Annotated in this window: 22 protein-coding genes; 8 read left to right on the top strand and 14 right to left on the bottom strand. The window is 68.1% G+C overall.

Going from position 1 to position 23,058, the window contains the following annotated elements; all coding sequences use genetic code 11:
* Positions 1-58: 58 nt before the first annotated feature.
* Entirely contained in the window at positions 59-1,195 is a 1,137-nt protein-coding gene (locus tag ACTWPB_RS20290; RefSeq protein WP_446222164.1) for a glycosyltransferase family 4 protein, read from the bottom strand.
* A complete protein-coding gene (locus tag ACTWPB_RS20295; protein WP_446222165.1) occupies positions 1,192-2,253 on the bottom strand; it encodes a glycosyltransferase family 4 protein in 1,062 nt (353 codons plus the stop codon). The genes ACTWPB_RS20290 and ACTWPB_RS20295 overlap by 4 nt, the downstream gene beginning before the upstream one ends.
* Before the next feature lie 221 nt (positions 2,254-2,474).
* Between ACTWPB_RS20295 and ACTWPB_RS20300 the strand changes: the two genes are divergently transcribed.
* On the top strand, positions 2,475-3,311 hold the full coding sequence (locus ACTWPB_RS20300; protein ID WP_446222166.1) for a glycosyltransferase family 2 protein: 837 nt from the start codon (positions 2,475-2,477) through the stop codon (positions 3,309-3,311).
* A 55-nt stretch (positions 3,312-3,366) separates the two neighbouring features.
* On the opposite strand, the gene ACTWPB_RS20305 is transcribed toward ACTWPB_RS20300, so the two are convergent.
* Positions 3,367-3,999 (bottom strand): MspA family porin, encoded by a 633-nt coding sequence (locus tag ACTWPB_RS20305; RefSeq protein ID WP_446222167.1) that lies wholly within the window; start codon positions 3,997-3,999, stop codon positions 3,367-3,369.
* 238 nt (positions 4,000-4,237) lie between these two features.
* Positions 4,238-5,326: a class I SAM-dependent methyltransferase gene (locus tag ACTWPB_RS20310; protein WP_446222168.1), complete on the bottom strand. Its 1,089-nt coding sequence runs from the start codon at positions 5,324-5,326 to the stop codon at positions 4,238-4,240.
* A gap of 197 nt (positions 5,327-5,523) precedes the next feature.
* Here ACTWPB_RS20310 and rfbC point away from each other — a divergent pair, with 197 nt between their 5' ends.
* A complete protein-coding gene (gene rfbC / locus ACTWPB_RS20315) occupies positions 5,524-6,087 on the top strand; it encodes a dTDP-4-dehydrorhamnose 3,5-epimerase (protein WP_446222169.1) in 564 nt (187 codons plus the stop codon).
* Here the strand turns inward: rfbC and ACTWPB_RS20320 are convergent.
* Genes ACTWPB_RS20320 through ACTWPB_RS20335 form a run of 4 tightly spaced genes read right to left on the bottom strand, consistent with a single transcriptional unit; the run spans position 6,065 to position 9,814 of the window.
* Positions 6,065-7,099 carry an NAD-dependent epimerase/dehydratase family protein gene (locus tag ACTWPB_RS20320; protein ID WP_446226425.1) on the bottom strand — a complete coding sequence of 345 codons (1,035 nt, stop codon included), beginning with the start codon at positions 7,097-7,099 and terminating at the stop codon, positions 6,065-6,067. The genes rfbC and ACTWPB_RS20320 overlap by 23 nt on opposite strands.
* A gap of 2 nt (positions 7,100-7,101) precedes the next feature.
* Complete coding sequence (locus ACTWPB_RS20325; RefSeq protein WP_446226426.1) at positions 7,102-7,752, bottom strand: PIG-L deacetylase family protein; 651 nt, start codon at positions 7,750-7,752, stop codon at positions 7,102-7,104.
* Complete coding sequence (locus tag ACTWPB_RS20330) at positions 7,749-8,525, bottom strand: glucose-1-phosphate cytidylyltransferase (protein ID WP_446222170.1); 777 nt, start codon at positions 8,523-8,525, stop codon at positions 7,749-7,751. The genes ACTWPB_RS20325 and ACTWPB_RS20330 overlap by 4 nt, the downstream gene beginning before the upstream one ends.
* A gap of 14 nt (positions 8,526-8,539) precedes the next feature.
* The gene (locus ACTWPB_RS20335; RefSeq protein WP_446222171.1) at positions 8,540-9,814 is read right to left on the bottom strand and encodes a methyltransferase domain-containing protein; all 1,275 of its coding nucleotides are present in this window, start codon (positions 9,812-9,814) and stop codon (positions 8,540-8,542) included.
* 487 nt (positions 9,815-10,301) lie between these two features.
* Between ACTWPB_RS20335 and ACTWPB_RS20340 the strand changes: the two genes are divergently transcribed.
* Positions 10,302-11,801 (top strand): sugar transferase, encoded by a 1,500-nt coding sequence (locus ACTWPB_RS20340; protein WP_446222172.1) that lies wholly within the window; start codon positions 10,302-10,304, stop codon positions 11,799-11,801.
* A gap of 53 nt (positions 11,802-11,854) precedes the next feature.
* Here the strand turns inward: ACTWPB_RS20340 and ACTWPB_RS20345 are convergent, their stop codons facing one another.
* Genes ACTWPB_RS20345 through ACTWPB_RS20355 form a run of 3 tightly spaced genes read right to left on the bottom strand, consistent with a single transcriptional unit; the run spans position 11,855 to position 15,036 of the window.
* Positions 11,855-13,486, bottom strand: coding sequence for an ABC transporter permease (locus ACTWPB_RS20345; RefSeq protein ID WP_446222173.1), 1,632 nt, complete (start codon positions 13,484-13,486; stop codon positions 11,855-11,857).
* A complete protein-coding gene (locus ACTWPB_RS20350) occupies positions 13,483-14,412 on the bottom strand; it encodes an ABC transporter ATP-binding protein (protein ID WP_446222174.1) in 930 nt (309 codons plus the stop codon). Before ACTWPB_RS20350 ends, ACTWPB_RS20345 begins: the two co-directional genes overlap by 4 nt.
* A 3-nt stretch (positions 14,413-14,415) precedes the next feature.
* Entirely contained in the window at positions 14,416-15,036 is a 621-nt protein-coding gene (locus tag ACTWPB_RS20355; RefSeq protein ID WP_446222175.1) for a TetR family transcriptional regulator, read from the bottom strand.
* A gap of 101 nt (positions 15,037-15,137) precedes the next feature.
* Here ACTWPB_RS20355 and ACTWPB_RS20360 point away from each other — a divergent pair, with 101 nt between their 5' ends.
* Positions 15,138-17,069, top strand: coding sequence for an acyl-CoA dehydrogenase family protein (locus ACTWPB_RS20360; protein WP_446222176.1), 1,932 nt, complete (start codon positions 15,138-15,140; stop codon positions 17,067-17,069).
* Between the two features lie 34 nt (positions 17,070-17,103).
* Here the strand turns inward: ACTWPB_RS20360 and ACTWPB_RS20365 are convergent, their stop codons facing one another.
* From ACTWPB_RS20365 to ACTWPB_RS20375, 3 genes are all read right to left on the bottom strand, one after another.
* A complete protein-coding gene (locus ACTWPB_RS20365; RefSeq protein ID WP_446222177.1) occupies positions 17,104-17,700 on the bottom strand; it encodes a phosphatase PAP2 family protein in 597 nt (198 codons plus the stop codon).
* A gap of 31 nt (positions 17,701-17,731) precedes the next feature.
* On the bottom strand, positions 17,732-18,610 hold the full coding sequence (locus ACTWPB_RS20370; protein ID WP_446222178.1) for a nuclease-related domain-containing protein: 879 nt from the start codon (positions 18,608-18,610) through the stop codon (positions 17,732-17,734).
* 96 nt (positions 18,611-18,706) lie between these two features.
* Positions 18,707-20,104: a DUF2252 domain-containing protein gene (locus ACTWPB_RS20375; RefSeq protein ID WP_446222179.1), complete on the bottom strand. Its 1,398-nt coding sequence runs from the start codon at positions 20,102-20,104 to the stop codon at positions 18,707-18,709.
* A gap of 122 nt (positions 20,105-20,226) precedes the next feature.
* On the opposite strand from ACTWPB_RS20375, the gene ACTWPB_RS20380 reads away from it, so the two are divergent.
* The 4 genes from ACTWPB_RS20380 to ftsR all read left to right on the top strand — a co-directional run bounded on the left by ACTWPB_RS20380 (position 20,227) and on the right by ftsR (position 22,825).
* Complete coding sequence (locus tag ACTWPB_RS20380) at positions 20,227-20,862, top strand: CDP-alcohol phosphatidyltransferase family protein (protein ID WP_446222180.1); 636 nt, start codon at positions 20,227-20,229, stop codon at positions 20,860-20,862.
* A gap of 42 nt (positions 20,863-20,904) precedes the next feature.
* Entirely contained in the window at positions 20,905-21,303 is a 399-nt protein-coding gene (gcvH, locus tag ACTWPB_RS20385; RefSeq protein WP_379219366.1) for a glycine cleavage system protein GcvH, read from the top strand.
* Between the two features lie 177 nt (positions 21,304-21,480).
* Positions 21,481-21,966, top strand: a complete 486-nt coding sequence (odhI, locus tag ACTWPB_RS20390) for an oxoglutarate dehydrogenase inhibitor Odhl (protein ID WP_056817657.1) — start codon at positions 21,481-21,483, stop codon at positions 21,964-21,966.
* A gap of 70 nt (positions 21,967-22,036) precedes the next feature.
* Positions 22,037-22,825 carry a transcriptional regulator FtsR gene (gene ftsR, locus ACTWPB_RS20395; RefSeq protein ID WP_446222181.1) on the top strand — a complete coding sequence of 263 codons (789 nt, stop codon included), beginning with the start codon at positions 22,037-22,039 and terminating at the stop codon, positions 22,823-22,825.
* Positions 22,826-23,058 lie beyond the last annotated feature (233 nt).

Raw genomic sequence — 23,058 nt, forward strand, 5'->3', positions numbered from 1 at the left:
GACCGCCTGCACGTGCGGGAAGACGTCGGTGGTGACGGTGGCCAGGTAGCGATCGTGCTCAGTCACCGCGGGTCACCATGGTGTCGAGGAAGTCGGCGACCGTACGGGCACTGGTGTGGATGTCGAAGTCGCGCGCGCGGTCGCGGCCCGCGATGGCGAGGCGGGCACGGTCGTCGGGGTCGTGGAGGAGGGTTTCCAGCGCGGCGGTGAGGGCGGCGACGTCGCCGCCGGGTACGAGCAGGCCGTCGACTCCGGTGTGGATGATCTCGGCGGGACCGCCCGGTGTCGCGGCGACCACCGCGCAGCCCGCGGCCATGCCCTCGACGACGACCTGTCCGAACGGCTCGGGCAGGACCGAGCAGTGCACGAGAATGTCCGCGGCGGTGAGATATTCGGCGGGATCGTCGACATGGCCGGTGAATTCGGCGTCCACACCCAATTCGGCCGCGAGCTTTTCCAGCTGTGCGCGATACGGTTGCTCGCCGAAGAACGTGCCGCCCACCAGGATCACCCGGCCGGGCCGCACCCGCAGCGCGGCGATCGCGCGCAGGAAGACGTCCTGGCCCTTCCATGGACTGAGTCTGCCGACTACGACGACAACTGCCTCCGCGGCCGGGCGGGTGCGCGGATCCGCTTGTGCCGCAGGCAGTTCGACACCCGGATAGGCGATCGCGGTAGCTAGTCCGGTGGGCAGGGTGGCAGCGGTCGCGCGGCTGTTGGCCAGCTGTCCGCGGCACACGAGCCGGGCCAGCACGCGGATCGCCAGGGCGGGAAGGTTGCCGAAGTAATCGGGGGAGACGCGGTCGTGGACCTGCCATACCAGGGGAACACGCGCGCGGCGGGCCGCGACGGCGCCGAGGACCAGTGCCTTGGTGCTTTCGGCGACGACCACATCGGCGCGGGTTTCGTCGACGACCGCGCCGACGGCCCAGCCCAACCGCAGCAACGCGATGAAGCCGGTGATCAGTCCGAGCACTCCGGTGCCGATGCGCATCGCGCGCGAGTCGAATTGTCCCGCTACGACCCGGGTTTCGATCTCACGTGCCCGCATCCGGGCCACCATCGGCCCGTCCTCGGTGTAGATCATGGTGACCTGATAGCGGCCGGTGGCGCGCAAGGCGTCGAGCAGCCGCAAGGTGGCGAGCTCGGCGCCCGACGGTGCCGCGGTATGCGCGAGGAAGACAGCCCGGGTCATCGCAGGTCCCGATACAGGGCAGCGTGCCGGTCGGCGGCGATATCCCAGGTGAAGGTCTGCGCGTGCGCGCGGCAGGCGGCCGGGTCGGGGACCGTGCCGTCGAGGGCGGCGACGAGCCGGGTGGCGAGCGCGTCGGGCTCGCCTGCGGGGACGACGAGGGTGGGGTCCAGGCCGCGCACGGCGTCGGGCAATCCGCCACAGTCGGTGACGATCGGCGCTCGGCCCGCGGCCAGCGACTCCAGGGCGATCAGGCCGAAGCCCTCCAGCGCGACCGTCGGAACAACGGAGACAGTGGCTTCGGCGTACAGCTCGGTGAGCCGGTCGTCGCTGACCCGGCCGGTGAACTCGACGGTGCCGGCGAGCTCGGCCGCCTCGGCGCGCAGATCCGCTTCGGCGGTGCCGGTGCCGACGACGACGAGTCGAGCGTCGGGGTGCGCGGCCGATACCTGCGGCCAGGCCCTCAACAGCACATCGATGCCCATGCGTCGCTCGAGCCTGCGCACGCACAACACCGTGCGCGTCGGCGCCCTCGTATCGAGTGGTGCGGCATGGAAGCGGTCCAGGTCGACGCCGGGCGCGATGATCGAGATCCGGTCGGCGGGTATGTGGTAGTCGCGTTCGAGCACATCACGGAAGTGGCCCGACAGCACGATGAATCGGTCGGCGCCGCGATAACGCAGTCGTTCGAACAGGTACTTCGCGCGCACGGCACGGGCCGATTCACCCGCCATCGCGCTCTCCTGCGCCCACGGCCCGTGGAAATGGACGACCAGCGGCCGCTTGGTCGTCACGGTCCGGGCGAGGGGGCCGTACAGACAGAAATGCCGGTCGAGGATCGTGTCGGGGGCGAGCTCGGAGCGCGCGAGCAGCGCGGTCCGGGTGCGGTGCCATGTCGAACCGCCCGTCGGCCCCCACGATCCGGCGCTCGCGTCGTCGGCGGCACCGAACGCGGACGCGGTCACCGCCATCCGCGGCTGTCGCGCCAGTGCTCGATACAGATCGGTGAAATACCGGTTGAGTCCGCCCGGTGTGGTACCGAACCATTCCGATCCGGTCATGTGCACACCAACCACAGCGGTCGCAGTCGTCAACCCTCGCACCCTTCATCATGTGTCCCGCGAAGTGCATCCCGACCGGCGAATTCGCAATCAGCCCACAGTCTAGGGGAGTACCGGCCTTCGGGCCTACCGGGCGGCACGCAGTAGGGGAGTGCGGTAGATTCGTCACCGGGGGAGGCGGGGGTGCAACAGGGCACACCCCGGTGACAGGGAGTGCGACAATGGTTTCCGCGTTGACGGTGTGTGTGCCCGCCTATGACGCCGAGCGCACGCTCGCGGTGACCCTGGAATCGGTGCTCGCCGAAGATGCCGACTTCGAACTGCTCGTCCTCGACAACGCCAGCGCCGACCGCACCGGCGAGATCGCCCGCTCCACCGGTGATCCCCGGGTGCGGGTGCTGCGCAACGAGTCGGTGCTCCCGATCGGCGCCAATTGGGACCGGGTGATCCGGGCCGCGTCCGGTGACCTGGTGAAAGTGGTGTGCGCCGACGACATTCTGCGCCCGGGCGCGCTGACCGAACAGTGGGCGCTGATGGCCGACTCGTCGGTCGCGATCTGCGCGGGACGATTCGACGTAATCGATGAGCAGGGCGGGTTGCTCGAGACCGACCTCGGTCTGCCCGGTCTGATCGGCCGTCGCACACCACGGGAACTGGCCAAGGTCATCGTGCGGCGCGGTCCCGCCGAGTTCGGGCCGACGGCCGCCGCGATGTTCCGGCTGGCCGACTACCGGCGGGTGGGTGGCCTTCGCCCCGACCTGGTGTTCCCGATGGACGTCGACCTCTTCGCACGCGTCGCCACCGGCGGGCACTTCGTCGGTATGGAACGGATCGTCGCCGCGTGGCGCAACTCCTCGTTCAACCTGTGCAGTCGCACGACCACCAGATCGAAGCTCACCGACATGTACCGCTTCCACCATCGCCTTGTCGTCGACTATCCCGAATTGGTGACGCGCGCCGACGTTCTCACCGGTGACCTGCGCCTGGTCGGCCAGATCATGGAGCGGGTCAGGGTGCGCACGCTGGGCGCGGTCGGTGCGGTACGCCCCGGCGCCTGACACCGGCGGGTGTTCGGAGTGCCCCGGCGAGTGAACACCGCCGGGGCCATGCGGATCAGATCGAGAAGGTCTTGCCGTAGGTGACAACGGTGTCGCCGGAGGAGCCGACGATCTTCACGAACGGGCGGACGTTGGTCTGGCCGAGCACGCCGGTGACGGTGCCGTGGAAGCCCGAAAGTCGCAGCACGCCTTCGGCTCCGGAGATATCGCCCCCGGCGACCTCGACCTCCTGGATGCCGGGGCCGAAGCCGACTGCCAGTTCGATACCCGCCGTCGGGATCAGGCCGCCGATCGTCGCGCTGGGATCACTGCCGATCTCGATACCCAGGCTCGGCGTCGACCACTCGAACTTGATCCTGCCGTCAAGGGTCGCGGGGTAGCCGACCTGGTAGCCGATAATGATGTGGCCCGACCAGCCCTCGGCGTCAGGACCGGTGATCCGGTAGGAGGCCGCGCCGCTGTGGAACCACTCGCGGGTGAGCGGATTGCCGTCCAGCGGGGCGACGAAGTCGATCCGGGTGTCGGACTGGATGGCTTCGACGGTACGGTCCTTGCCGTCGAGAACGGTACTGCTGGCGTCGATTCCGGCACCGGCGGAGCCGGCCCCCATGGCGAGACCGACGGCGACGGCCGAGGCCATCGCTGCGATGCGCAGCGCGCGCGGTGCAAGCACGGTGATTCCCCTCATCAGATTCTTCCCCTGAGAAACTCGCCCGTCGAACGATGCGTTCGGCGCCGCCGTCCCCCTACGATCCGGGCACCGGCCATCGCGACACTGCGGTGGGCCGACGGTGATGCCGGTGATCGCTCGAGAGGGCGATCAGCGGCTCGATCATGGTGCGGCGCTGGGCGTTACGAGTATCCCACGCCATCCGATCATGCGCCGATCAACATAAAGTCTGCTATGCCACAGTCGTTGCGCGCGACTATTGCCTGCGTGGGCCCGCTGGGTCGTCGATCATCCAGCGGCCGTCGAGTGTGGGCAGTCCGGCGCTCACCTCGGCGAGCAGATCGGGCAACGTCAGCAGCACGACATCGGGGTCGGCGGCGACCAGGTCGGCGGGGGAGATGATGGGCACATCGGTACCGGGCATTCGGCAGCCTTGCTTGCCTGGTGAGGCATCGGCGACACCGGCGAGCAGACCTCGGTGCGCGCCCGCCATGCTGAGCAGGGCGACCGCCCGGGAGGCGGCACCATAGGCGTAGACCCGATGCCCTTGTGCCGCACTGGCTTCCAACCAGGTACGCAGTGCTTTGACATGGTGGTCGACCGTGTCCTGGAGCCTGTTGACCGACCTCAGCGAATCGGCCTCGTCCGCGAGCAGCCGTGCCACCGTGGCGTCGGGAGCGTGGTCGCCGTGCCGAACAGCGAGGAGCACGGTGCCGCCGTAGAGCTCGAACTCCCACGCGGTGACCACGCTCATCCCCGCGGCCCGCAACAGTGTGCGCAGCGTTGCCAGCGAGTAATACGCGAAGTGCCCGTGCCGCAACGCATTCCACTGCCCTTGCGCGACGATGGTGGCCAGCGAGTGGTACTGCACGAGCAGCACCCCGTCGGGAGCCGTCGCCGCGGCACGCACCGCGAACGCCACCCGCTGATCGGGTTCGTGCATGATGCCGAAGCAGTCGAGCACGACATCGGCCGCTCCGCCGGTGCTTTCGGTGAAGCCGTGCGCGGCGAGCAGGGGCAGCCACGTACCACCGTGGGGGCTGCCGAATTCGGTCACCGTCGACCCGCGCAGCAGTCCGGCAGCGTGTACCAGGCGCACCGCCTCGGCGGCCTGGTCGCGCAGAGCCTGCGGTTCGATGCCGTGGGGTTCGGCCGTCACCGTGTCGTCGTCGGCGAGCTGGGCCAGCCCGCAGACCGTGCACTGGTTCATGCGCAACGGATGGCCGATTTCGGTGGTGGTGACCGGTGTGTCACGTGGCGGAAAGTGGTCTGCGGCAGGGGTCGTGCCCAGATCGAGCACCGTAGTGAGGGTGGCATTTCCGCAGCCGCGGCATCGGCGGGTCATCGAGCAGGCTCCGGGGAACGCCCTGGCTTCAGCCACGGGGAGGAATCGGAGTGTCTGTCACGGATTCTTCTGTTACGCCGCATGGCGTTTGACAACCTCCAAGGATGTGCCGCCGACCGCGGCGACGAAGGCGGTGTTGGTTGATGGCAGAAATCCCCGGCATCAGCTGTGGGGAAGGGGTAAGGCAGGATGTCCTCGTGCGTATCGAGCGGACCGAACTGGCCGACGTGGTGGTACTCGTTCCCGAACCGTTTCGGGACGAGCGTGGGTTGTTCACTCGCACCTTCGATGCGGGCGAGTTCGATGCCCACCTCGGGGTGCCGGGTGCGGCGGCGGCTTTCGTGCAGGATTCGCAGTCGCGGTCGGTGCGCGGGGTGATTCGTGGCATGCACGGTCGCGGCGGGCGCGGTGAGGCCAAGCTGGTGCGCTGCGCACATGGCGCGGTGCACGACGTGCTGGTCGACATCCGCACGGATTCGCCGACTTTCGGTGCGCGGCAGGCTTTTCGGCTCGACGACGAGCAGTTCCACCACCTGTACGTGCCGCCCGGTTTCCTGCACGGATTCCAGGCGCTCACCGAGATCGCCGACGTCTGCTACCGCATCGACCGTCCGCACGATCCCGCCGAGGACCTCGGGGTCGCCTACGACGACCCCGAGCTGGCCATCGACTGGCCGCTGCCCGTCGGCCCGGTCTCCGCGCGGGACGCGGGAGCCGGGAGCTGGCCCGCGCTGCTGGCTACGCTGACGCCGACGCACTGATCCGGCGCAGCTGTGCGTCGAGCACTCCCGAATCGCACAGGCCCTGCAGATGCGGCAACCGGGTGAACCGGCGGAAGAACGCGTCCGAGGTGAGCCCGCGCGCGGTGTACTCGGTGAACAGCTCGGCCGCACCCGCGGGCACCGTCCACTGTGCCTCGAAGCCGAGAACCGCACGCGCGTAAGAGAAGTCGACGCGATAGGACCGTGGGTCCGCGCCGCTCTCGCCGGTGATCAGCAATCGTGAGCCGGGCACCGCGTCGACCACCGAGGCGGCGATCTCGGCGACGGTCAGGTTGTTGACCTCGGTCCCGATATTGAACGCCCGGCACGAGACGTCGGCGGCGGGCGCAGTGAGGCAGATGGCGAACGCGGCGGCGATGTCGGCGGCGTGGACCAGGGGGCGCCACGGGGTGCCGTCGGAGAGCACCTTCACCTCACCGGTGAGCACCGCGTAGCCGACCAGATTGTTGAGCACGATATCGGCCCGCAGTCGCGGCGAGAAGCCGAAAGCCGTTGCGTTGCGCAGGAACACCGGGACGAAATCGTCATCGGCGAGGGCGGCCACATCGTCTTCGACGCGCACCTTGCTCTCGGCATACGGGGTGATCGGGCGCAGCGGGGCGTCCTCGGTGACGAGGTCGGCACCGGCGGCACCGTAGACCGAGCAGGTCGACGCGTACAAGAACCGGGAGACCCCGGCCTGTTTGGCGAGGCGGGCCAGGCGGACCGACGCGTGATGGTTGATGTCGTAGGTGATCTCCGGCGCCAAGGCGCCGAGGGGATCGTTGGACAACGCGGCAAGGTGGATCACCGCGTCGAAACCACGCAGCTGCTCGACGGTCACCTCGCGCAGGTCCACCGCCAAACCCTCGGGGTCACCGGCGAATTCGCCCAGCAGACAGTCGGCGAAGTAGCCGATGTCCAGGCCGGTGACCTGGTGGCCCGCCGCCCGCAGCACCGGCACCATCACGGTGCCGAGATAGCCCTGGTGCCCGGTGACCAGTACCCGCATGTTCACGTCTGTTCCCATCTGATGATCGCTTTGTCGAGCACGAAAGCCTCGGCATACGGTGCGTGGCACTGCACGCCACGCAGCCGGGCCAGCCCGAGGAAGGCCTGTTCGTCGAACCAGTCGCGGCCCGTCTGCGACGGATAGTGTTTGTGCAGCAGTCGCGACTTCTCTTGTGCGAGTTCATGGCTCAACGGGTGGTAGAGCGTGGGCGCCGGGGTGTCGGTCTCCCATTTGAGGATCTCGTAACCCAGGGTCAGGTGATCGCGGAACTCGGTCGGCACCAGTTCGGCGAGCAGGCGGTGGTCCTGGTGGGCGTCGCCGCGATGCGGTGCGAACACCACCTCGGGTTCGCCGCCACGACGAAAGGCCGCCAGTGCGTCCTTGATCCGGTCCCAGTGCGCCGGTGCGCGGCCGTCGGGCACATCGAGGACCCGCAGGTCGGGTTCGGTGCCCGAGCAGAACGCGGTCAGCGCCGCACGCTCCTCGTCCTCGCGCGCGGTGCCGCCGCCGGAGAGCACAAGGGCACGGACCTCGACGTCGGGATCGGCACCGGTGAGCGCGAGAAGTGTTGCCCCCAAGCCGATCGCGATGTCGTCGCAGTGCGCGCCGAGCACCGCGATCCGGCGCGGTGGGCGGGTGAACAACCCGATCACGGCTGGTCCCACACCATCCACGGCCTGGTGCCGTTGCGGTAGGCGTCGTCGAGTTCGGCGCGCTCCTTGAAGGTGTCGGCCGGCTTCCAGAAGCCCATGTGCTGATACCCGAAAAGTCTGCCCTGCCCGGCGAGCGCGCCGCACGCGTCGGCCACCAGATCCCCGCCCGGCGGCAGGAGATCGAAGATCTCCTGGCTGAGTACGAAGTATCCGCCGTTCTCCCACAGGGGCATCTGCGCCACCGGCACGATGTCCTTCACCTCGCCCGTCGGTGAGATGTCCACGCAGTGGAACGAGGACTGCGGTGGCACCACCATCATCGACGCGGCCGCACCCGAGGCGTGGAAGCGCTCGATCATGGTGTCCAGTGGTGCGTCGGTGAGGACATCGGCGTAGTTGGCCAGGAAGTGCTCGTCGCCGTCGAGGTGCTCGCGCACGCGGCGCAGTCGCTCCCCGATCGCGGATTCGACGCCGGTGTCGACGAAGGTGATCGACCAGTCGCTGATGTCGCTGCCAAGCAGTTCCACCGCACCGTTGCGGATCACGAAGTCGTTGGACGCCGACTCCTGGTAGGTGAGGAAGAAGTTCTTGATGTGTTCGGCGCCGTAGCCGAGACACAGGACGAACTCCTTGTGGCCGTAGTGCGCGTAATAGCGCATCACGTGCCACAGCAGGGGGCGCGGACCGACCAGCTGCATCGGCTTGGGGACGACGTCGCCGGATCCGCCGCGCATGCGCATGCCGTATCCGCCGCAGAACAGTACGACCTTCATCGGTTCGTTCACCTTCATTCGGAGTGTGCGCCGGCCGCGACTGGTTCGCCTGCCACCGGTGTGTCGATCGCGGTGCCGCGATGCAGCACCGGAAGCGGATAGATCAATTCGCCACCCCAGGCACCGACATGGCTGAGCTGGGCGGTGATCTCGGGTTCGAGATTCCACGGCAGGACCAGCACCACATCGGGTTTGTCGGCGTCGATGCGCGCCGGCGGATGGATCGGGATCCGGGTGCCCGGGGTGAATCGGCCGTGCTTGTAGGGGTTGCGGTCCACGGTGTACTCGAGCAGGTCGGGCCGGATACCGCAGTAGTTGAGCAGGGTGTTGCCCTTGCCCGGCGCACCGTAGCCGACTACCCGCTTGCCCGCCGCGCGGCAGTCGAGCAGGAAACGCAGCAGCTCCTGGCGGACCGATTCCGCGCGGGCACCGAGCGCGGCGTAACCGGCGGGCTCGTGCAGGCCCGCTGCCCGCTCGAGGTCGAGGACCTCGGCGACCCGGGCGCTGGGTTCGGCGACGGCGTCGGGGCGTGCCCACAGCCGGATCGAGCCGCCGTGGGTTTCCAGCAGTTCCACATCGACGACGGTCAGCCCGGCGATCGCCAGCGCGCGCTGCGCCGAATGGACGGTGTAGTACTGGAAATGCTCGTGATAGATGGTGTCGAACTGGCCGAGCTGGACCAGGTTCAGCGCGTGGTGCACTTCGATGCTGCACCAGCCGTCGTCGCTGAGCAGCGTGCGCAGCGCATGGGTGAACCCGCGCAGGTCGGGCACGTGGGCGTAGACGTTGTTGGCGACCACCAGGTCGGCCGGACCGTGCTCGGCGCGGATCCGTGCGGCCGAATCCTGTTCCAGGAACGCCGTTTCCGTCGGCACGCCGACCTCGCGGGCCGCCAGGCCGACGTTGACGGATGGCTCGATGCCGAGGCAGCGGATGCCGCGGGCGACCGCGTGCCGCAGCAGGTAGCCGTCGTTGCTGGCCACCTCGACGACGAACGAATCGGGGCCGAGGCCGAGTCGCTCGGCGGTGGTGGTGACGAACTGCTCGGCGTGCCGGATCCAGCTGTCGGAGAACGAGGAGAAGTACGCGTACTCGGTGAAGGTGTCCTCGGGGGTGATCAGCGCCGGGATCTGCAACAGCAGGCAGTCCTCGCACAATCGCAGGTGCAGCGGATACGTCGCCTCCGGCAGGTCGAGCTCCTCGACGGCAAGGAAGCTCTCGCACGGAGGGGTGGCACCCAGATCGAGCACGCTCGTGAGCCGTTCGGAATCACAGAGTCGACATTGCACGTGGAGCCCCCACCTTCTTACACGTTCACCCAAGCAATCACGGCTCATGCCGGTCATGCCGGAAGTCGGATCGACGGGCTCAGACGTTACAGCGGCGGGCACTAGGGGATGCCCCGAAACGTGCGGGGCAGAAAGAGATTCGTGGTATGTTTCGGAGTTCGAGCAGGTCGATCCGGCACCGGCAAACTGCTGGCGAGCGCGACCGTTCCTCAGTCATTTGTGACGCACATCACTTGTGAAAGTGATTGTCCTGCATTCATATCGAAAGGCAATAGCGACTCGGTGATAGCTGTCCGATTGCGCTGTGATGTGGTTAACCGCTGGAATCTGTTGTGGCAGTGAGCCTTCGGCAAGAATGCCTGCTCGGGGTCTGTAACAATCAGCGGGCGGGGTTCGAATCGACGGGAAGTAGGACGGCCGCAACGGCCGCGTTCCGGTCGACGGGGATCGGGAAACGATTCGTCTCCCGAAGGGGAGGTGTGGGTTCATGAGCTACGAGCTCACCGGTACTGGCGACGTCGATGTTGTCAACGGTGTCCAAGCGCTGCGCCGTACGCAGCGCGAGAGTTGGCAGACCGCGTTGGTCCAGCGGTTGGTCGTGACCGATGTGATCGCGGTATTCGGGGCGGTCGCCGCCGCGCAGGTGATCCGCTTCGGTGGGCCTGCCGCGCCCCCGCTCGCCTGGCCGCTGCCCTACGAGGTCGGTTACTCCGTGGTGTCGCTGGCCTTGGCCGCCGGGTGGCTGGCGCTGCTGCACGGATACGGCAGCCGCACACCGCAGATGGTGGGCACCGGCAGCGAGGAGTTCCGCAGGCTGGTATCGGCGACGCTGCGGCTGTTCGGTGTGCTCGCGATCCTGGCGCTGCTGTTCCGGGTGGAGGTCGCGCGTGGCTATCTCGCCATCGCGCTGCCCGCCGGGCTGCTCGCGCTGGTCGCTGGGCGGCTGGCGTGGCGGTGGCGGTTGCGACGGTGGCGCGCACAGGGCCGGTGCCACACCGCGGTGCTGGTCGTCGGTTCGCCCGAGGCCGCGCACGCGATGGCGACGGCGTTCACCGGCGATCCCGGCTCCGGGTACCGCGTGGTCGGCGTGTGCGTGCCATCGGGATCGATCGGCGCGCAGTTCGATACGACCGATGGGCCGTCGGTGCTCGGGGACGATCGCTCGGTGCTCGAGGCGGTACGCCGCAGTGGGGCCGATTCGGTGGCCGTGGCCGCGACCGATCATCTGGGCCCCGCCGAATTGCGGCGAATGGCATGGGCATTGGATCCACTCGGCGTCGATCTGATCGTGGCGCCCGGTGTCGTCGACATCGCGGGGGGACGGTTGACCAATCGGCTCGTCGCGGGGATGCCGATGCTGCACATCGATCCGCCGCGCTACGGACGAGCGAAGTCGAGTCGTAAAGCGTTGTTCGACTTGTGTTTTGCCGCGACGGTCTTGGTGCTCGTCGCGCCGATGCTGGCCGCCGTCGCGATCGCCGTGAAGGTGACGAGCGCGGGACCGGTGTTCTACCTCTCGGAGCGGATCGGGCGTGACGGTATTCCGTTCCGGATGATCAAGTTCCGCAGCATGCTCGTCGATGCCGACAGCGCAGTGGAGGCGCTCATCGACCGGCACGGTGGGAATCCGTTGTTCTTCAAGGTCAAAGACGACCCGCGGGTAACCGCTGTCGGCCGGTTCCTGCGCAAGTACAGCCTCGACGAGTTGCCCCAGTTCTTCAATGTGCTGCGCGGCGACATGAGTGTCGTCGGCCCGCGCCCGCAGGTGCAGCGTGAGGTCGACAGCTATGACGGGGAGATGCGACGGCGGCTGCTGGTGAAGCCGGGCGTCACCGGGCTGTGGCAGGTCAGCGGGCGGTCGGATCTGTCGCCCGAGGACTCGGTGCGGCTGGACCTGTCCTATGTCGAGAATTGGTCGATGGTGCTGGATCTGGCGTTGATCGCGCGCACCATCGGGGTGGTCACCCGCGGCGACGGCGCGTACTGAAGCCGGGGTGGTGAGTCGACTCACCACCCCGCCACCCGGGCCTCGCCTCGCCGTCAGCGCAGGTCGCGGCGACGGAAGGCCGTGAGTCCCAGCAGGATTCCCGCTCCGGCGAACGCGGCCAGGTAGGCGATCGGCACGATGTCGAACGCCGCGCCCGGCAGCTTCGGCGGGTGGACGAACGGGACCAGATCGAGGATCCACTGGGCGATGCTGCCCAGCGAGCCCAGCAGGAAGATCACGATCATCGCGCTCAGCACGCCCCAGGCAACGGTCGCGTACTTGGGCAGGGCGCCGAACAACAGCATCGCGATGGCGGTGATCACCCAGACCGCGGGCAGCTGCACCGCGACCGCGCCAAGGGATTCGCCGACTGTGCCGGGAAGATCACCGTCGGTCGCGCCCCAGACGATGCCGATGGCGAGACCGGCGGTCAGCAGCGCCACGGCGGGTCCGCCGATCGCGAACAGCAGGTGGCTCGACGCATACCGCACGCGCCCCACCGCGGCGGCCAGAACCGTCTCGGCGCGGCCCGAGTTCTCCTCCTCGTGCAGCCGCAGCACGGCCGACACCGAGTAGGCGGCGGCCGCGGCGGCCAGCATGGTGACGGCGTAGGTGATGAACGACTTCTCCAGATCCGCCGACCCTCCCAGCGAGGTGACCACGTCCCGCAGGGTGCCGCTGTCGTCGAGCATGCCGCCGATGCTGTTCACCGCACCGCCGATGAGCAAGCCGTACAGGGCGAAGCCGGTCGTCCAGGCGAGCAGTGAACCCCGCTGTAGCCGCCAGGCCAGACCGATCGGACCCGGCAATGCCGTGCCGGCGACCGCCGGTCCGGGGCGCTCGGCCAGCAGGCCCGCACCGATATCGCGGGTGCGCAGCAAGCGATAGGCGAGCAGGGTCGCGCCGGCGCCGAGGGCGGCCGCCGGCACGAGTGCCCACCAGCGTTCGTCGGCGAACGGGCGGACCTGCAGGCACCACCCCAGCGGCGAGAACCAGGACAGCACACCATTTCCCGCGTCGCCGACCGCGCGCACCGCGAACGCGGCACCCAAGGTGCCGAGCGCGATGCCACGGGCGAGCCGGGCTCCGGTGCTGACCTGCGCGGCGACGGCGGCCACCCCACCCCAGACGACACCGGAGGCGGCGAGCGCGGCACCGAAGGCGACCGAGCCCGCGACGGGCAGGTCGGTGGCCAGCAGCGAAGCGGTGCAAGCGATTCCGGCGAGCACGGACGCGCCGAAGGTGAGCAGGAGTGCTCCGGTGAGGCCGGCGAATCGGCCGATGCTGGTGGCGCCGACCAGTTCCGCGCGCCCGGTCTCCTCCTCGACTCTGGTGTGCCGGATGACGGTGAGTACCGCGGCGATCGCGATCATCGCGTACATCGCCCCGGCTTTCCAGGTGCCGATGGAGCCGAGTGCCGAGCTGAAAACCGGTCCGTACATGGCGATCAGCGCCGGGCTCGCGGCCGTGGTGGCCGTGAAGTGGTCGAGTCGTTCCTGCGTGGTGTAGATGTCGTTGATCGAGACGATCTGCAGCGCGGGCATCAACCCGATCAGCAGCGACCACAGCGGGGCCACCACCCGGTCGCGGCGCAGGTACAGGCGCAGCATCTGTGCGGTGCCCGCGAATTCGCCTGCGGTGCGCGAGGTTGCGGTGAAAGGAGGGAGCGCGACAGTAGTGGTCATGACCGCACCTTCTCCCCGGTCTCGGTGTTGTCGACGTGGTAGTGGCGCAGGAACAGATCCTCTAGCGTCGGCGGCGCACTGGTCAGGCTGCGGACGCCCGCGTCACCGAGTACCCGGATCAGGGCGCCGAGATGGTCGGCGTCGACCTGGCAGCGCAGCGTCGATCCGTCTTGTTCGACATCGCCGACACCGGGCAGCGCGCTGAGATCGCCGGGATCACCGATCAGGTCGGCGGTGATGGCGGTGCGGCTCAGGTGGCGGAGTTCGTTGAGCGAACCGGATTCGACGGTACGGCCCGCCCGGATGATCGTCACCCGATCGCACAGGTGCTCGACCTCGGACAGGATGTGGCTCGACAGCAGGACCGTCGCACCGCGGGCCGCCCCATCACGCACACAGTCCTGGAAGACCTGTTCCATCAGCGGGTCGAGACCCGACGTCGGTTCGTCGAGGATCAACAGGTCCGCGTTCGCCGAAAAGGCTGATACCAGTGCGACTTTCTGCCGGTTGCCCTTGGAGTAGGTACGTGCCTTCTTGGTCGGGTCCAGCTCGAAGCGTTCGATCAGCTCGTCGCGCCGCGCCTGGTCCAGGCCGCCGCGCATGCGGGCGAGCAGATCGATCGTCTCGCCACCCGACAGCGACGGCCACAGCGTGACATCGCCTGGGACGTAAGCGATCCGGCGATGCAGGTCGACGGCATCGGTCCACGGGTCACGGCCGAACACCGCGGCCTCGCCACCGGTCGCGCGCAGGACGCCGAGCAGGATTCGGAGGGTGGTGGACTTGCCTGCGCCGTTGGGACCGAGAAAACCGTGGATTTCGCCGGTACCGACATGGAGGTCGAGTCCGTCGAGCGCGGTGCAGCGGCCGAACGTCTTTCGCAGGTCCGCGACATCGATGACCAGGGCGGTGGTGGGGTTGGGCATCGTCTACTCCTCGAAAAGGGTGTCGAGCACGGTGGAATCGGTGAGTAATCCCTGGGTGTAGAGCTCGAGGGCCGGAAAGGTGATCTCGTCGGACAGCTCACGAATCGCCTTGCGGTAGTCGAGTTTTCCTTCGCGTTGTATGCGCATCTGCAGGTAGAGGTTCATGGCGCCGACGTGGCAGAGCACGAGGTAGCGGGCGCGCGCCGTGTGATCGCGACTCGGCTTGATCTTTCCCGCGTCGACGGCGGTCTGCATGTACTGCTCCGCGTCGGTGATCATGTGCTCGAGCAACGACTCCGAGAGCGCCCCGCCGGCTTGGAAGCTGCGCAGCATGTAGGCCACCAGAGGGGCGTACATCTCGATCTCGGCCATCGCGGTGAGCATCCCCGCGGGGCCCGGCGCCGCAATCGCGCGCAACTTCTCGTCGCGGATGATCTCGAGCACGCGATCGTCGCAGACCGCGCGCAGGCCGTCCTTGGAACCGAAGTGATGGTTCACCAGACCGGGCGACACTCCGGCCGCGGCGGCGATCGCCCGAACCCCGACACCGAAGCCCTGCTCACCGAACAATTCGATCGCGCAATCGCGGATCCTGGCTGCGGTGGTGAGATCGGCTGAACGCATGTTCAATATATTAAACGCCTGTTCAATCCGTTGGCAAGACTGTGGCCCGAACCGAGTTTCGGGCCTGGGTGACTGTTCGTCGGCGGGCTAGTGTCGGAGCCATGGCTACCGGCACATCGACGACGGCAGAACATCTCCGCGCAGCGCTGGACGGACCGTGGCGCACGGTCAGGGAGCAGGCGCGCACGCAACTCGCCGGCGAGGAATTCACCGACGACCCCGAACTCGACATCCACGCGGCAAGGGCTCGCGTGCTCGACCAGATGCGCGTCATCGCGACCATGGGCTATCCCGAGCGTGGCTTCCGGCCCGAGAACGGCGGCACCGGCGATCCGGGCGGCGCGGTCACCGGGCTGGAGATGCTGGCCTACACCGACCTGTCGCTGTGGGTGAAATCCGGTGTGCAGTGGGGGCTGTTCGGCGGCGCGGTGGAGAACTTGGGCACCGAGCGGCACCGCGACTTCATCAAGCGCCTGATCTCGCTCGATTTGCTCGGCTGCTTCGCGATGACCGAGTCGGGGCACGGCAGCGATGTCGCCGATCTGGAGACCACGGCCACCTACGATCCGGCCACGCAGGAATTCGTGATCAATACCCCGACGCCGTCGGCGCGCAAGGACTACATCGGCGGCGCCGCGGTCCACGCGCGGATGGCGGCGGTGTTCGCCCAGCTGATCGTCGGCGGCGAGAGCCAAGGGGTGCACTGTCTGCTGGTACCGATCCGCGACGACCGCGGCGCGGACCTGCCCGGCGTGACCACCTACGACGACGGCCTCAAGGGCGGTCTGCCCGGCGTCGACAACGGCCGGATCGTCTTCGACCAGGTGCGGATCCCGCGCGAGAACCTGCTCAACCGCTATGCCGACGTTTCCCCGGACGGTACCTACAGTTCCGAGATCGAGAACCCGAGCCGCCGCTTCTTCACGACCCTCGGCACGCTGGTGCGTGGCCGGGTCAGCGTCGGTGGCGCGGCCGCCGCGGGCGCGCGGGTGGCACTGAGTATCGCCGTGCGCTACGCGCTGGTGCGCCGCCAGTTCGCCGACCCCGACACCGGCGAGGAGACCCTGCTGCTGGACTACCGCAGCCATCAGCGCAGGCTGCTGCCGTTGGTCGCGAAGTCGTTCGCGCTGGCCTTCGCCCAGAACGACCTCGTGCGCCGGATGGATCTGATCCAGCGCGGGCAGGACACGGAACCGAGCTCACAGCGGGCGCTGGAGAAGCGTGCCGCCGGTCTGAAGGTCGCCCAGACCCGCCACGCCACCCGGGCTATTCAGGAATGCCGCGAAGCCTGTGGCGGCGCGGGCTATCTCGCCGAGAACCGCCTGGTCACGCTGAAGGACGACACCGACGTGTTCACCACCTTCGAAGGCGACAACATCGTCTTGACCCAGCTCGTGGCGAAGGAACTGCTCACGGCCTACTCCGACGAGGTCCGCGACCTCGACGCGCTCGGCTGGGTGCGTTTCGCCGCCACCATGGCCGGCGACGTGGTGCGTAAACGCTCGGGCGTGCGTCAGCTGATCCAGACCCTGCGCGACCGCAACGACGAGAGCGTCGACGAGGGTGACCTGTCCAAACGCGATGTCCAGCTGCAGCTGTTCGCCGACCGCGAGGACTACCTGCTGCGCACCGCCGCGCACCGCTTGCGCGCCCGGGCCGCTGATACCGGCCCGTTCGAGGCGTTCAACAATGCCCAGGACCACATCCTGGCCGCCGGGGCCGCGCACATCGACCGCCTCGTGCTGGAGGAGTTCGTCGACGGTATCGCCGACATCGAGGACCCGGACGCGAAAGCTCTCGCTGAAACAGTCTGCGACCTCTATGTTTACGCCTCGCTGGAGGAGAACCTGGCCTGGTACATCATGCACCGGTTCATGTCGGTGGAGCGGGCCAAGGGGGTGCGGCGCGGGGTGAACGAACTCGTCGACCGCCTGCGACCCGACGCGCTGACCCTGGTGGAGGCGATGGGCGTGCCGGAGACGATGCTGCGCGCCGAGATGCTGCACGACGCCAGCGTTTTCGACCGCCGATAGAGCACCCGCCGCGCCTTGCCCGTCCGGAGGCGGGCTAGGTGCGGTTTCGGGCACGGAGCGCATCGGAGAGCCAGCACAGCCCGATCGCCATCGCGGCTGCCGCCGCTGCCCCACCGAGAATGTCGGTGGGGTGGTGGTATCCCAATTCGGCCATGCCGGGGGTGATCGCGACCAGTGCCAGCGCGGTCAGCGCCGCGACCACGATCCGGGCCCGGCGGTCGGTCACCAGGCACGCGAAAGTCGTTGCGACAGCGACCATATGGACGGTGTGTCCGCTCGGGTAGGCGAGATGGTCGTCCAGCCGGCGATCCCACAGCGGTTTGAGCAACCAGGTGTTGACCGCCAACGCGATCTCGGGAACCACCAGCATGGTCACGGCCTGCCACCACTGCCGCCGTAGCGCGAACCAGGCACACGCGGCCACGAGCAGCGCTACTACCACCGGCGCGTTGCTCGCAGCGACGAGCACCTGCGCGAGGCCGGGGGAGACGGTGTCCTCGGACAGCATGGAGTCGAGCTCGCTCGCACCGCCGTGCGTGGGGAACGTCAACGGAATCGCCGCGGTCAGTGCCGCACCGGCGCCGATCGCCGTCACCCGGGCAACGGTGGCACTGCGAACACGGTCGATCACGGACGCGACAATAGCCGCCGCCCGGTCCCGCTCAAGCCGGACCGTAGGTGAGCACCGCCGTGACCAGGAACCACAGGACCCACACGACGGCCACGATCATGCCGAGGGCGAGGGTGATCCGCAGGAACGCCCGGCCGAAATCGAGATCGCCGCCGACCCGCGGATACAGCTTCCACGGGCTGTACCACGGCGCGACCATGCCCCGGGACTGCGCTTGGCGCTCGAGCTCGGCCTGCTCCTCGGCATAGGTCTCCGCGGCCGCCTGGGTGGGCCCGCCGTGCCACAGCGTCACGTCGATCGGACCGAGGAAGCCCTCGTTGAGCAGGTCCTGTGGTGCGGGCAGGGACGGCAGAATGCCGAGGCCGCGGAACGCGATGGCGACGTCGTTGGCCGTCCAGAGATTGTGTTCCTTCTCGGCCAGCATGTCGAAGTACATCTCGAGCCGGTGCGGGTCGTCGGTGACGATCACATCGAAGCTCGGGTCGCTCCACCCCTGGTGCACGTCGATCTGGGCGCCGCGCATCGGCACGATCAGGCCGAGGCCGTGCACCGCGCGCTGGCCGAGCCCGCGGGCGGCGAGATAGTCCTGCAGGGCGAAGGTGTGATCACGCGACCGCTCCAGCGGCGTCGACTTCTCCGAACCCGCGAACTGGGCGAGCTCCCCGGAGACCATCCACGGGCCGTTGAGCGGGATCTCCAGCACGCCGTCCTGCGGCGCGGTGAACGTCTCCGCCTCGACGACCACGCAACTGGTGGGGGTCCAGACCACCGCGTCGAACTGGTGCAGCCGATCCCGGTGGAACAGGCTGCAGTTGATCGTGACGACGCCGTGCGGGCTCGCCGGGTCCTTCCATGTTCGCAACCAGTCGATCAGTGCCGCCTCGGCATCGCTGCCTGCCGCATTCTGCACGCGCACGAGCATGGAGACCGCCCTTCGTTGGTCGTTGGCGCGGTGCCCGGCACACGCGAACTGTGCCGAGAACCGTTGGCGTACATCGTAGCTGGGTCAATCCTGTTCGGCGTCGAACGTGCCGGCGGCCACGGCGGCGACGAGTTCGGCGTGATCGGCCTCGGTGCGGTCGGCGTAGCGCACCGCGAAGCCGGCCACCGATTCCTCGAACCGGTCGTCACCGTCGTTATCGGTTTCCAGATAGCCGGCCAGTGCGCGCGGGTCCAGCGAGCGGGCATGCGCGCGGGCCAGCAGCGCACCGGCGAGTCGACCGTAGTCGTCGAGATTGTCGGCGGACAGCGTCGCCGGGTCGATACTGCCCTTGAGATTGCGGAACTGGCGCACGATGAACGGCAGCGATTCGTCGAGTTCGATGGTCGTCCAGCCGAGCAGGATATCGGTCTCGGACTGCACGGTCCGCGCGCCGACCACGATCCGCTCGCCCTCGTGCCGGGGCGCGGCCGGGGGCAGGAACGGGGTGAGCGCGGACGGCCGCGCCTGCTTGACCTGCAGCACCACCGCCTCGCCGTCGTTGCCGTGCAACAGCGCCACATAGCTGTGCAGTCCGACGCTGCCGGTGCCGACGATGCGGAACGCGACATCGGAGACCGCGAAACGGGCCAGCAGATTGCGCCGGGACTCCCGGATGGTGCTCGCGTAGCGTTCCAGACCGTCGATCACCGCGTCCGACACCGGCGCGTCGACGGGCGTCAGCACGGGCGGGTCGCTGACGAAACGGTGCTTGCGGATATCGGTCTCGTGATCGTCGAGGTGCTCGGTCCACTTCGCCACCACTTTGGCGCTGGTGTTCTTGCGGGCCTTCTTCGCGGCCTTCTTGAAGTCGTCGAGCAGGTCATCGGCCTTGGCGCTGGCGAGAATCGACTCGTCGGGCAACGCGGTCCACGACTGCATGAACGGCATGTCGGCCAATTCGTCGACAGTGCGCCGGTAGGAGCGGGCGGCATCGCGTGCCGCGCGCAGGCAATTGCCGGCGTCGACGCCGCCTTCTCGCCCGGCCAGCACCAGGCTTGCCGCCAGACGTTCCAGATCCCACTCCCACGGGCCCATGACCGTCTCGTCGAAATCGTTGATATCCATCACGATTTCGCCACGCTGGGTGCCGTAGAGGCCGAAGTTGGCGGCATGGGCGTCGCCACAGATCTGCGCGGCCAGGCCGCTGTCCGGCCCGGCGGCGAGGTCGGCCGCCATCAGGCCCGCGGCGCCACGGAAGAAGGTGAACGGTGAGGCGATCATCCGGCCGATCCGCAGCGGAATCAGGCGCTCGATGCGGCCACGGTTGCTGATATCGATGAACTCGCGCACCGTCGGCCGCCCGGGACTCTCCGCGGCACGGTCACGTTCGCTGACAGGCACCCGCTGCCTGGCAGCCCGGCCACGTTCGCGGGCGTCCTCGGCGGAGACGTAGGAGCGCAGATCAATACCACTGTCGGACACGACTGCCCAGGTTAGCCGGTCGCCGCGTGGCGGGCAGCGCCACGCTCGACACACAGCGCCAGTTGTCGGCGTTTCGGCGTGGCCGGATGGCGCCGGACGGGGTCGGTGCGGTAAGCAGGGGCGTGGCAACCGAATCAGGAACGCCGGGCACGCACGACACCGAATCCGGTGGCGTGTTCAGCGACCGTATCCTGACCGTGCCGAACGCGCTGAGCGTTTTGCGGCTGATCGGCATTCCCGTCTTCCTGTGGCTGCTGCTGGTCCGCCAGGCCGACGGCTGGGCGTTCGCGCTGCTGATCGCCAGTGGTTTCACCGATTTCCTCGACGGCAAACTCGCCAGGCTCCTCGATCAGTCCTCGCGTCTGGGCGCATTGCTCGACCCGCTCGTCGACCGGCTCTACCTGGTGACGACCCTGGTTGCCTTCGTCGTGCGCGGCCTGCTGCCCTGGTGGCTCGCGGTGATCTTGATCGCACGCGATCTGGTACTCACCGCGACCCTTTCGGTGTACAAGCGGCGCGACCTGCCCGCGCCGGAGGTGATCTACCTGGGGAAAGCGGCCACCTTCGCGCTGATGTCGGCGCTACCGTGGATCCTCACCGGGGAGATGGACTGGGCGGGGGCGAGTTTCGGGGGGGCCTTCGGCTGGGCACTGCTGATCTGGGGTACGGCACTCTACGTCTGGACCGGGGTGCTCTACGCGGGGCTGGCGGTCGCGGTCGCGCGATCGATACCGCCTGTGCCGCACCGCGGGAGCTAGTCGATACTGTTGCGTGCAACGTCGACGAGGAAAGGACGTCCTGTGACCCGGACCCCTGAGGAACTGCGCTACACCGAAGAGCACGAATGGGTGCGGCGGACCAGCCCCACGGCGGTCCGTGTCGGCATCACCGATTACGCCCAGTCACAGCTGGGTGACGTCGTGTTCGTTCAGCTGCCCGACGTCGACAAAGACGTGACCGTCGGCGACAGCATCGCCGAGGTCGAGTCGACGAAGAGCGTGTCCGACATCTACGCTCCGCTCACCGGCAAAGTCGTTGCGGTGAACGAGGATCTGGTCCAGACGCCGGAGACGCTCAACGAAGATCCCTACAACGAGGGATGGCTGTTCGAGCTCGCGTTCGACGACGAGGCAACCCTCGATTCCGCCCTCGGTGAACTGCTGGATGCAGCGGGTTACCAAGGAGTTATCGGGGGCTGACTCAGCCTTCACAGTTCTCCCTGCACGGGCACGCCCCGGCAGGGTACGGTCAAAGCCAAGCGGATACGTCGGGGAATCGACGCCGGGATCTTTTCCTGGCGATGTGATCGCGCCGGTCGTGTCGCCGAATACAGCACCTGCTTGCATGGATAATCAGGTTCGAGGAGGAGAGAAACGGTGAGCGAGAACAGGGACCCGGGTTACGGGGAAACCGCGGCCGAGACGACGTCGGTCTTCCGCGCGGACTTCCTCAACGAGGTCGACGCGTCGCGCTCCGCAGAGCCGACCGGCGAACAGCCGGTTCAGGGCGTCGAGGGCCTGCCGGCCGGCGCGGCCCTCCTGGTGGTCAAGCGTGGCCCGAACGCGGGCTCGCGTTTCCTGCTGGATCAGCCGACCACCTCGGCCGGCCGCCATCCCGACAGTGACATCTTTCTCGATGACGTCACAGTCAGCCGTCGGCATGCCGAGTTCCGTCAGGACGACGACTCGTTCCAGGTCGTCGATGTGGGCAGCCTCAACGGCACCTACGTCAACCGGGAGCCGGTGGACTCCTCGGAGCTGCAGAACGGCGACGAGGTCCAGATCGGCAAGTTCCGGCTGGTCTTCCTGACCGGTCCGCGCGCGCAGGCGAACGAGTCGGCGTCGGGCGCGGGGTCGCGGTGACCCCAACGGTACTGGTGCCCGCGAAGGGCACAGTGCTGTGACAGGGGCGGCGCAGTGGGCGCGCGGAGGGATGTCGATCGGCTCCGTGCTCGACCTGCTGCGACCAGATTTTCCTGATATCACCATCTCCAAGATCCGGTTCCTCGAATCCGAGGGCCTGATCCGGCCGGAACGGACACCGTCGGGATACCGGCGGTTCTCGGTTTCCGACTACGAACGGCTGCGCTTCGTACTGACCGCCCAACGCGATCAGTACCTGCCGTTGAAGGTGATCAAGGAGCAGTTGGAAGCGATCGACAGTGGTGCGGCGACGATGGGCGTGCGTGAAGCGCGCGCCCGTGCGCACTCCCACCACGGGTCAGCGGAGGCCGGGCACGGTGTGTCCGGCTCCGCGGACGCCGACGGCGAGGCGGCGAGCCCGGCCGCGCCGCGCCGCCTCGGTATCGTTCCCGGCGGGATCAGGCCAGAGGAACTGCGCGTCGACGTCGGCGTGCGGCTCACCAGGACCGACCTGCTCGCCAAGGCTGATATCGACGACGGTTTCCTCGACGATCTGCTGCGCGCGGGACTCATCGTCCCCGGCGCCGGCGGATTCTTCGAGTCCGATGCGGTGACGCTCGCACATGCGGCGAAGGCGATGGCCGAATTCGGCCTGGAGGCACGTCATCTGCGCGCCTTCAAACTGGCCGCGGACCGCGAGGCAGCGCTGATCGCGCAGATCGCCGCTCCCATCGCGAAGAGCCGCGATGCCGACGCGCGCGCACGCGCGGAAGAGACCGTCCGCGAACTCGCGGCACTATCGCTGAACCTGCACGCCGCACTGGTGAAAGCCGCGGTGCGCACGGCCCTCGGCGGCTGACACACCCGGCCGGGTGACCAGGTATCGCCCCGGCTACACACCGATTTCGGCTCGAACGTCTCCGTTACACGCCCCAGAATTCGCCTAGACTCAGTGATACGGCGAGCTGTGCAGCTGTCGTGCCGGCCGGCGGCCGAGTATGGGAGGCAGGACTTACTCATGAGCGAGCGTAGCGAGCGATCGGTGGACACAGCCGAGCACTCGGTCATGGCGGAGCCGAGCGTCAGCGAGGT

Source organism: Nocardia sp. IBHARD005 (assembly GCF_052814245.1).

What these genes read in the sequence shown, in the direction of transcription:
- ACTWPB_RS20350 (WP_446222174.1), bottom strand. Translation starts at nt 14,412, where the DNA reads ATGCCCAACCCCACCACCGCCCTGGTCATCGATGTCGCGGACCTGCGA.
- ACTWPB_RS20345 (WP_446222173.1), bottom strand. Translation starts at nt 13,486, where the DNA reads ATGACCACTACTGTCGCGCTCCCTCCTTTCACCGCAACCTCGCGCACC.
- ACTWPB_RS20305 (WP_446222167.1), bottom strand. Translation starts at nt 3,999, where the DNA reads ATGAGGGGAATCACCGTGCTTGCACCGCGCGCGCTGCGCATCGCAGCG.
- ACTWPB_RS20355 (WP_446222175.1), bottom strand. Translation starts at nt 15,036, where the DNA reads ATGCGTTCAGCCGATCTCACCACCGCAGCCAGGATCCGCGATTGCGCG.
- ACTWPB_RS20340 (WP_446222172.1), top strand. Translation starts at nt 10,302, where the DNA reads ATGAGCTACGAGCTCACCGGTACTGGCGACGTCGATGTTGTCAACGGT.
- ACTWPB_RS20330 (WP_446222170.1), bottom strand. Translation starts at nt 8,525, where the DNA reads ATGAAGGTCGTACTGTTCTGCGGCGGATACGGCATGCGCATGCGCGGC.
- ftsR (WP_446222181.1), top strand. Translation starts at nt 22,037, where the DNA reads ATGTCGATCGGCTCCGTGCTCGACCTGCTGCGACCAGATTTTCCTGAT.
- ACTWPB_RS20290 (WP_446222164.1), bottom strand. Translation starts at nt 1,195, where the DNA reads ATGACCCGGGCTGTCTTCCTCGCGCATACCGCGGCACCGTCGGGCGCC.
- ACTWPB_RS20310 (WP_446222168.1), bottom strand. Translation starts at nt 5,326, where the DNA reads ATGACCCGCCGATGCCGCGGCTGCGGAAATGCCACCCTCACTACGGTG.
- ACTWPB_RS20360 (WP_446222176.1), top strand. Translation starts at nt 15,138, where the DNA reads ATGGCTACCGGCACATCGACGACGGCAGAACATCTCCGCGCAGCGCTG.
- ACTWPB_RS20295 (WP_446222165.1), bottom strand. Translation starts at nt 2,253, where the DNA reads ATGACCGGATCGGAATGGTTCGGTACCACACCGGGCGGACTCAACCGG.
- ACTWPB_RS20320 (WP_446226425.1), bottom strand. Translation starts at nt 7,099, where the DNA reads ATGCGGGTACTGGTCACCGGGCACCAGGGCTATCTCGGCACCGTGATG.
- ACTWPB_RS20300 (WP_446222166.1), top strand. Translation starts at nt 2,475, where the DNA reads ATGGTTTCCGCGTTGACGGTGTGTGTGCCCGCCTATGACGCCGAGCGC.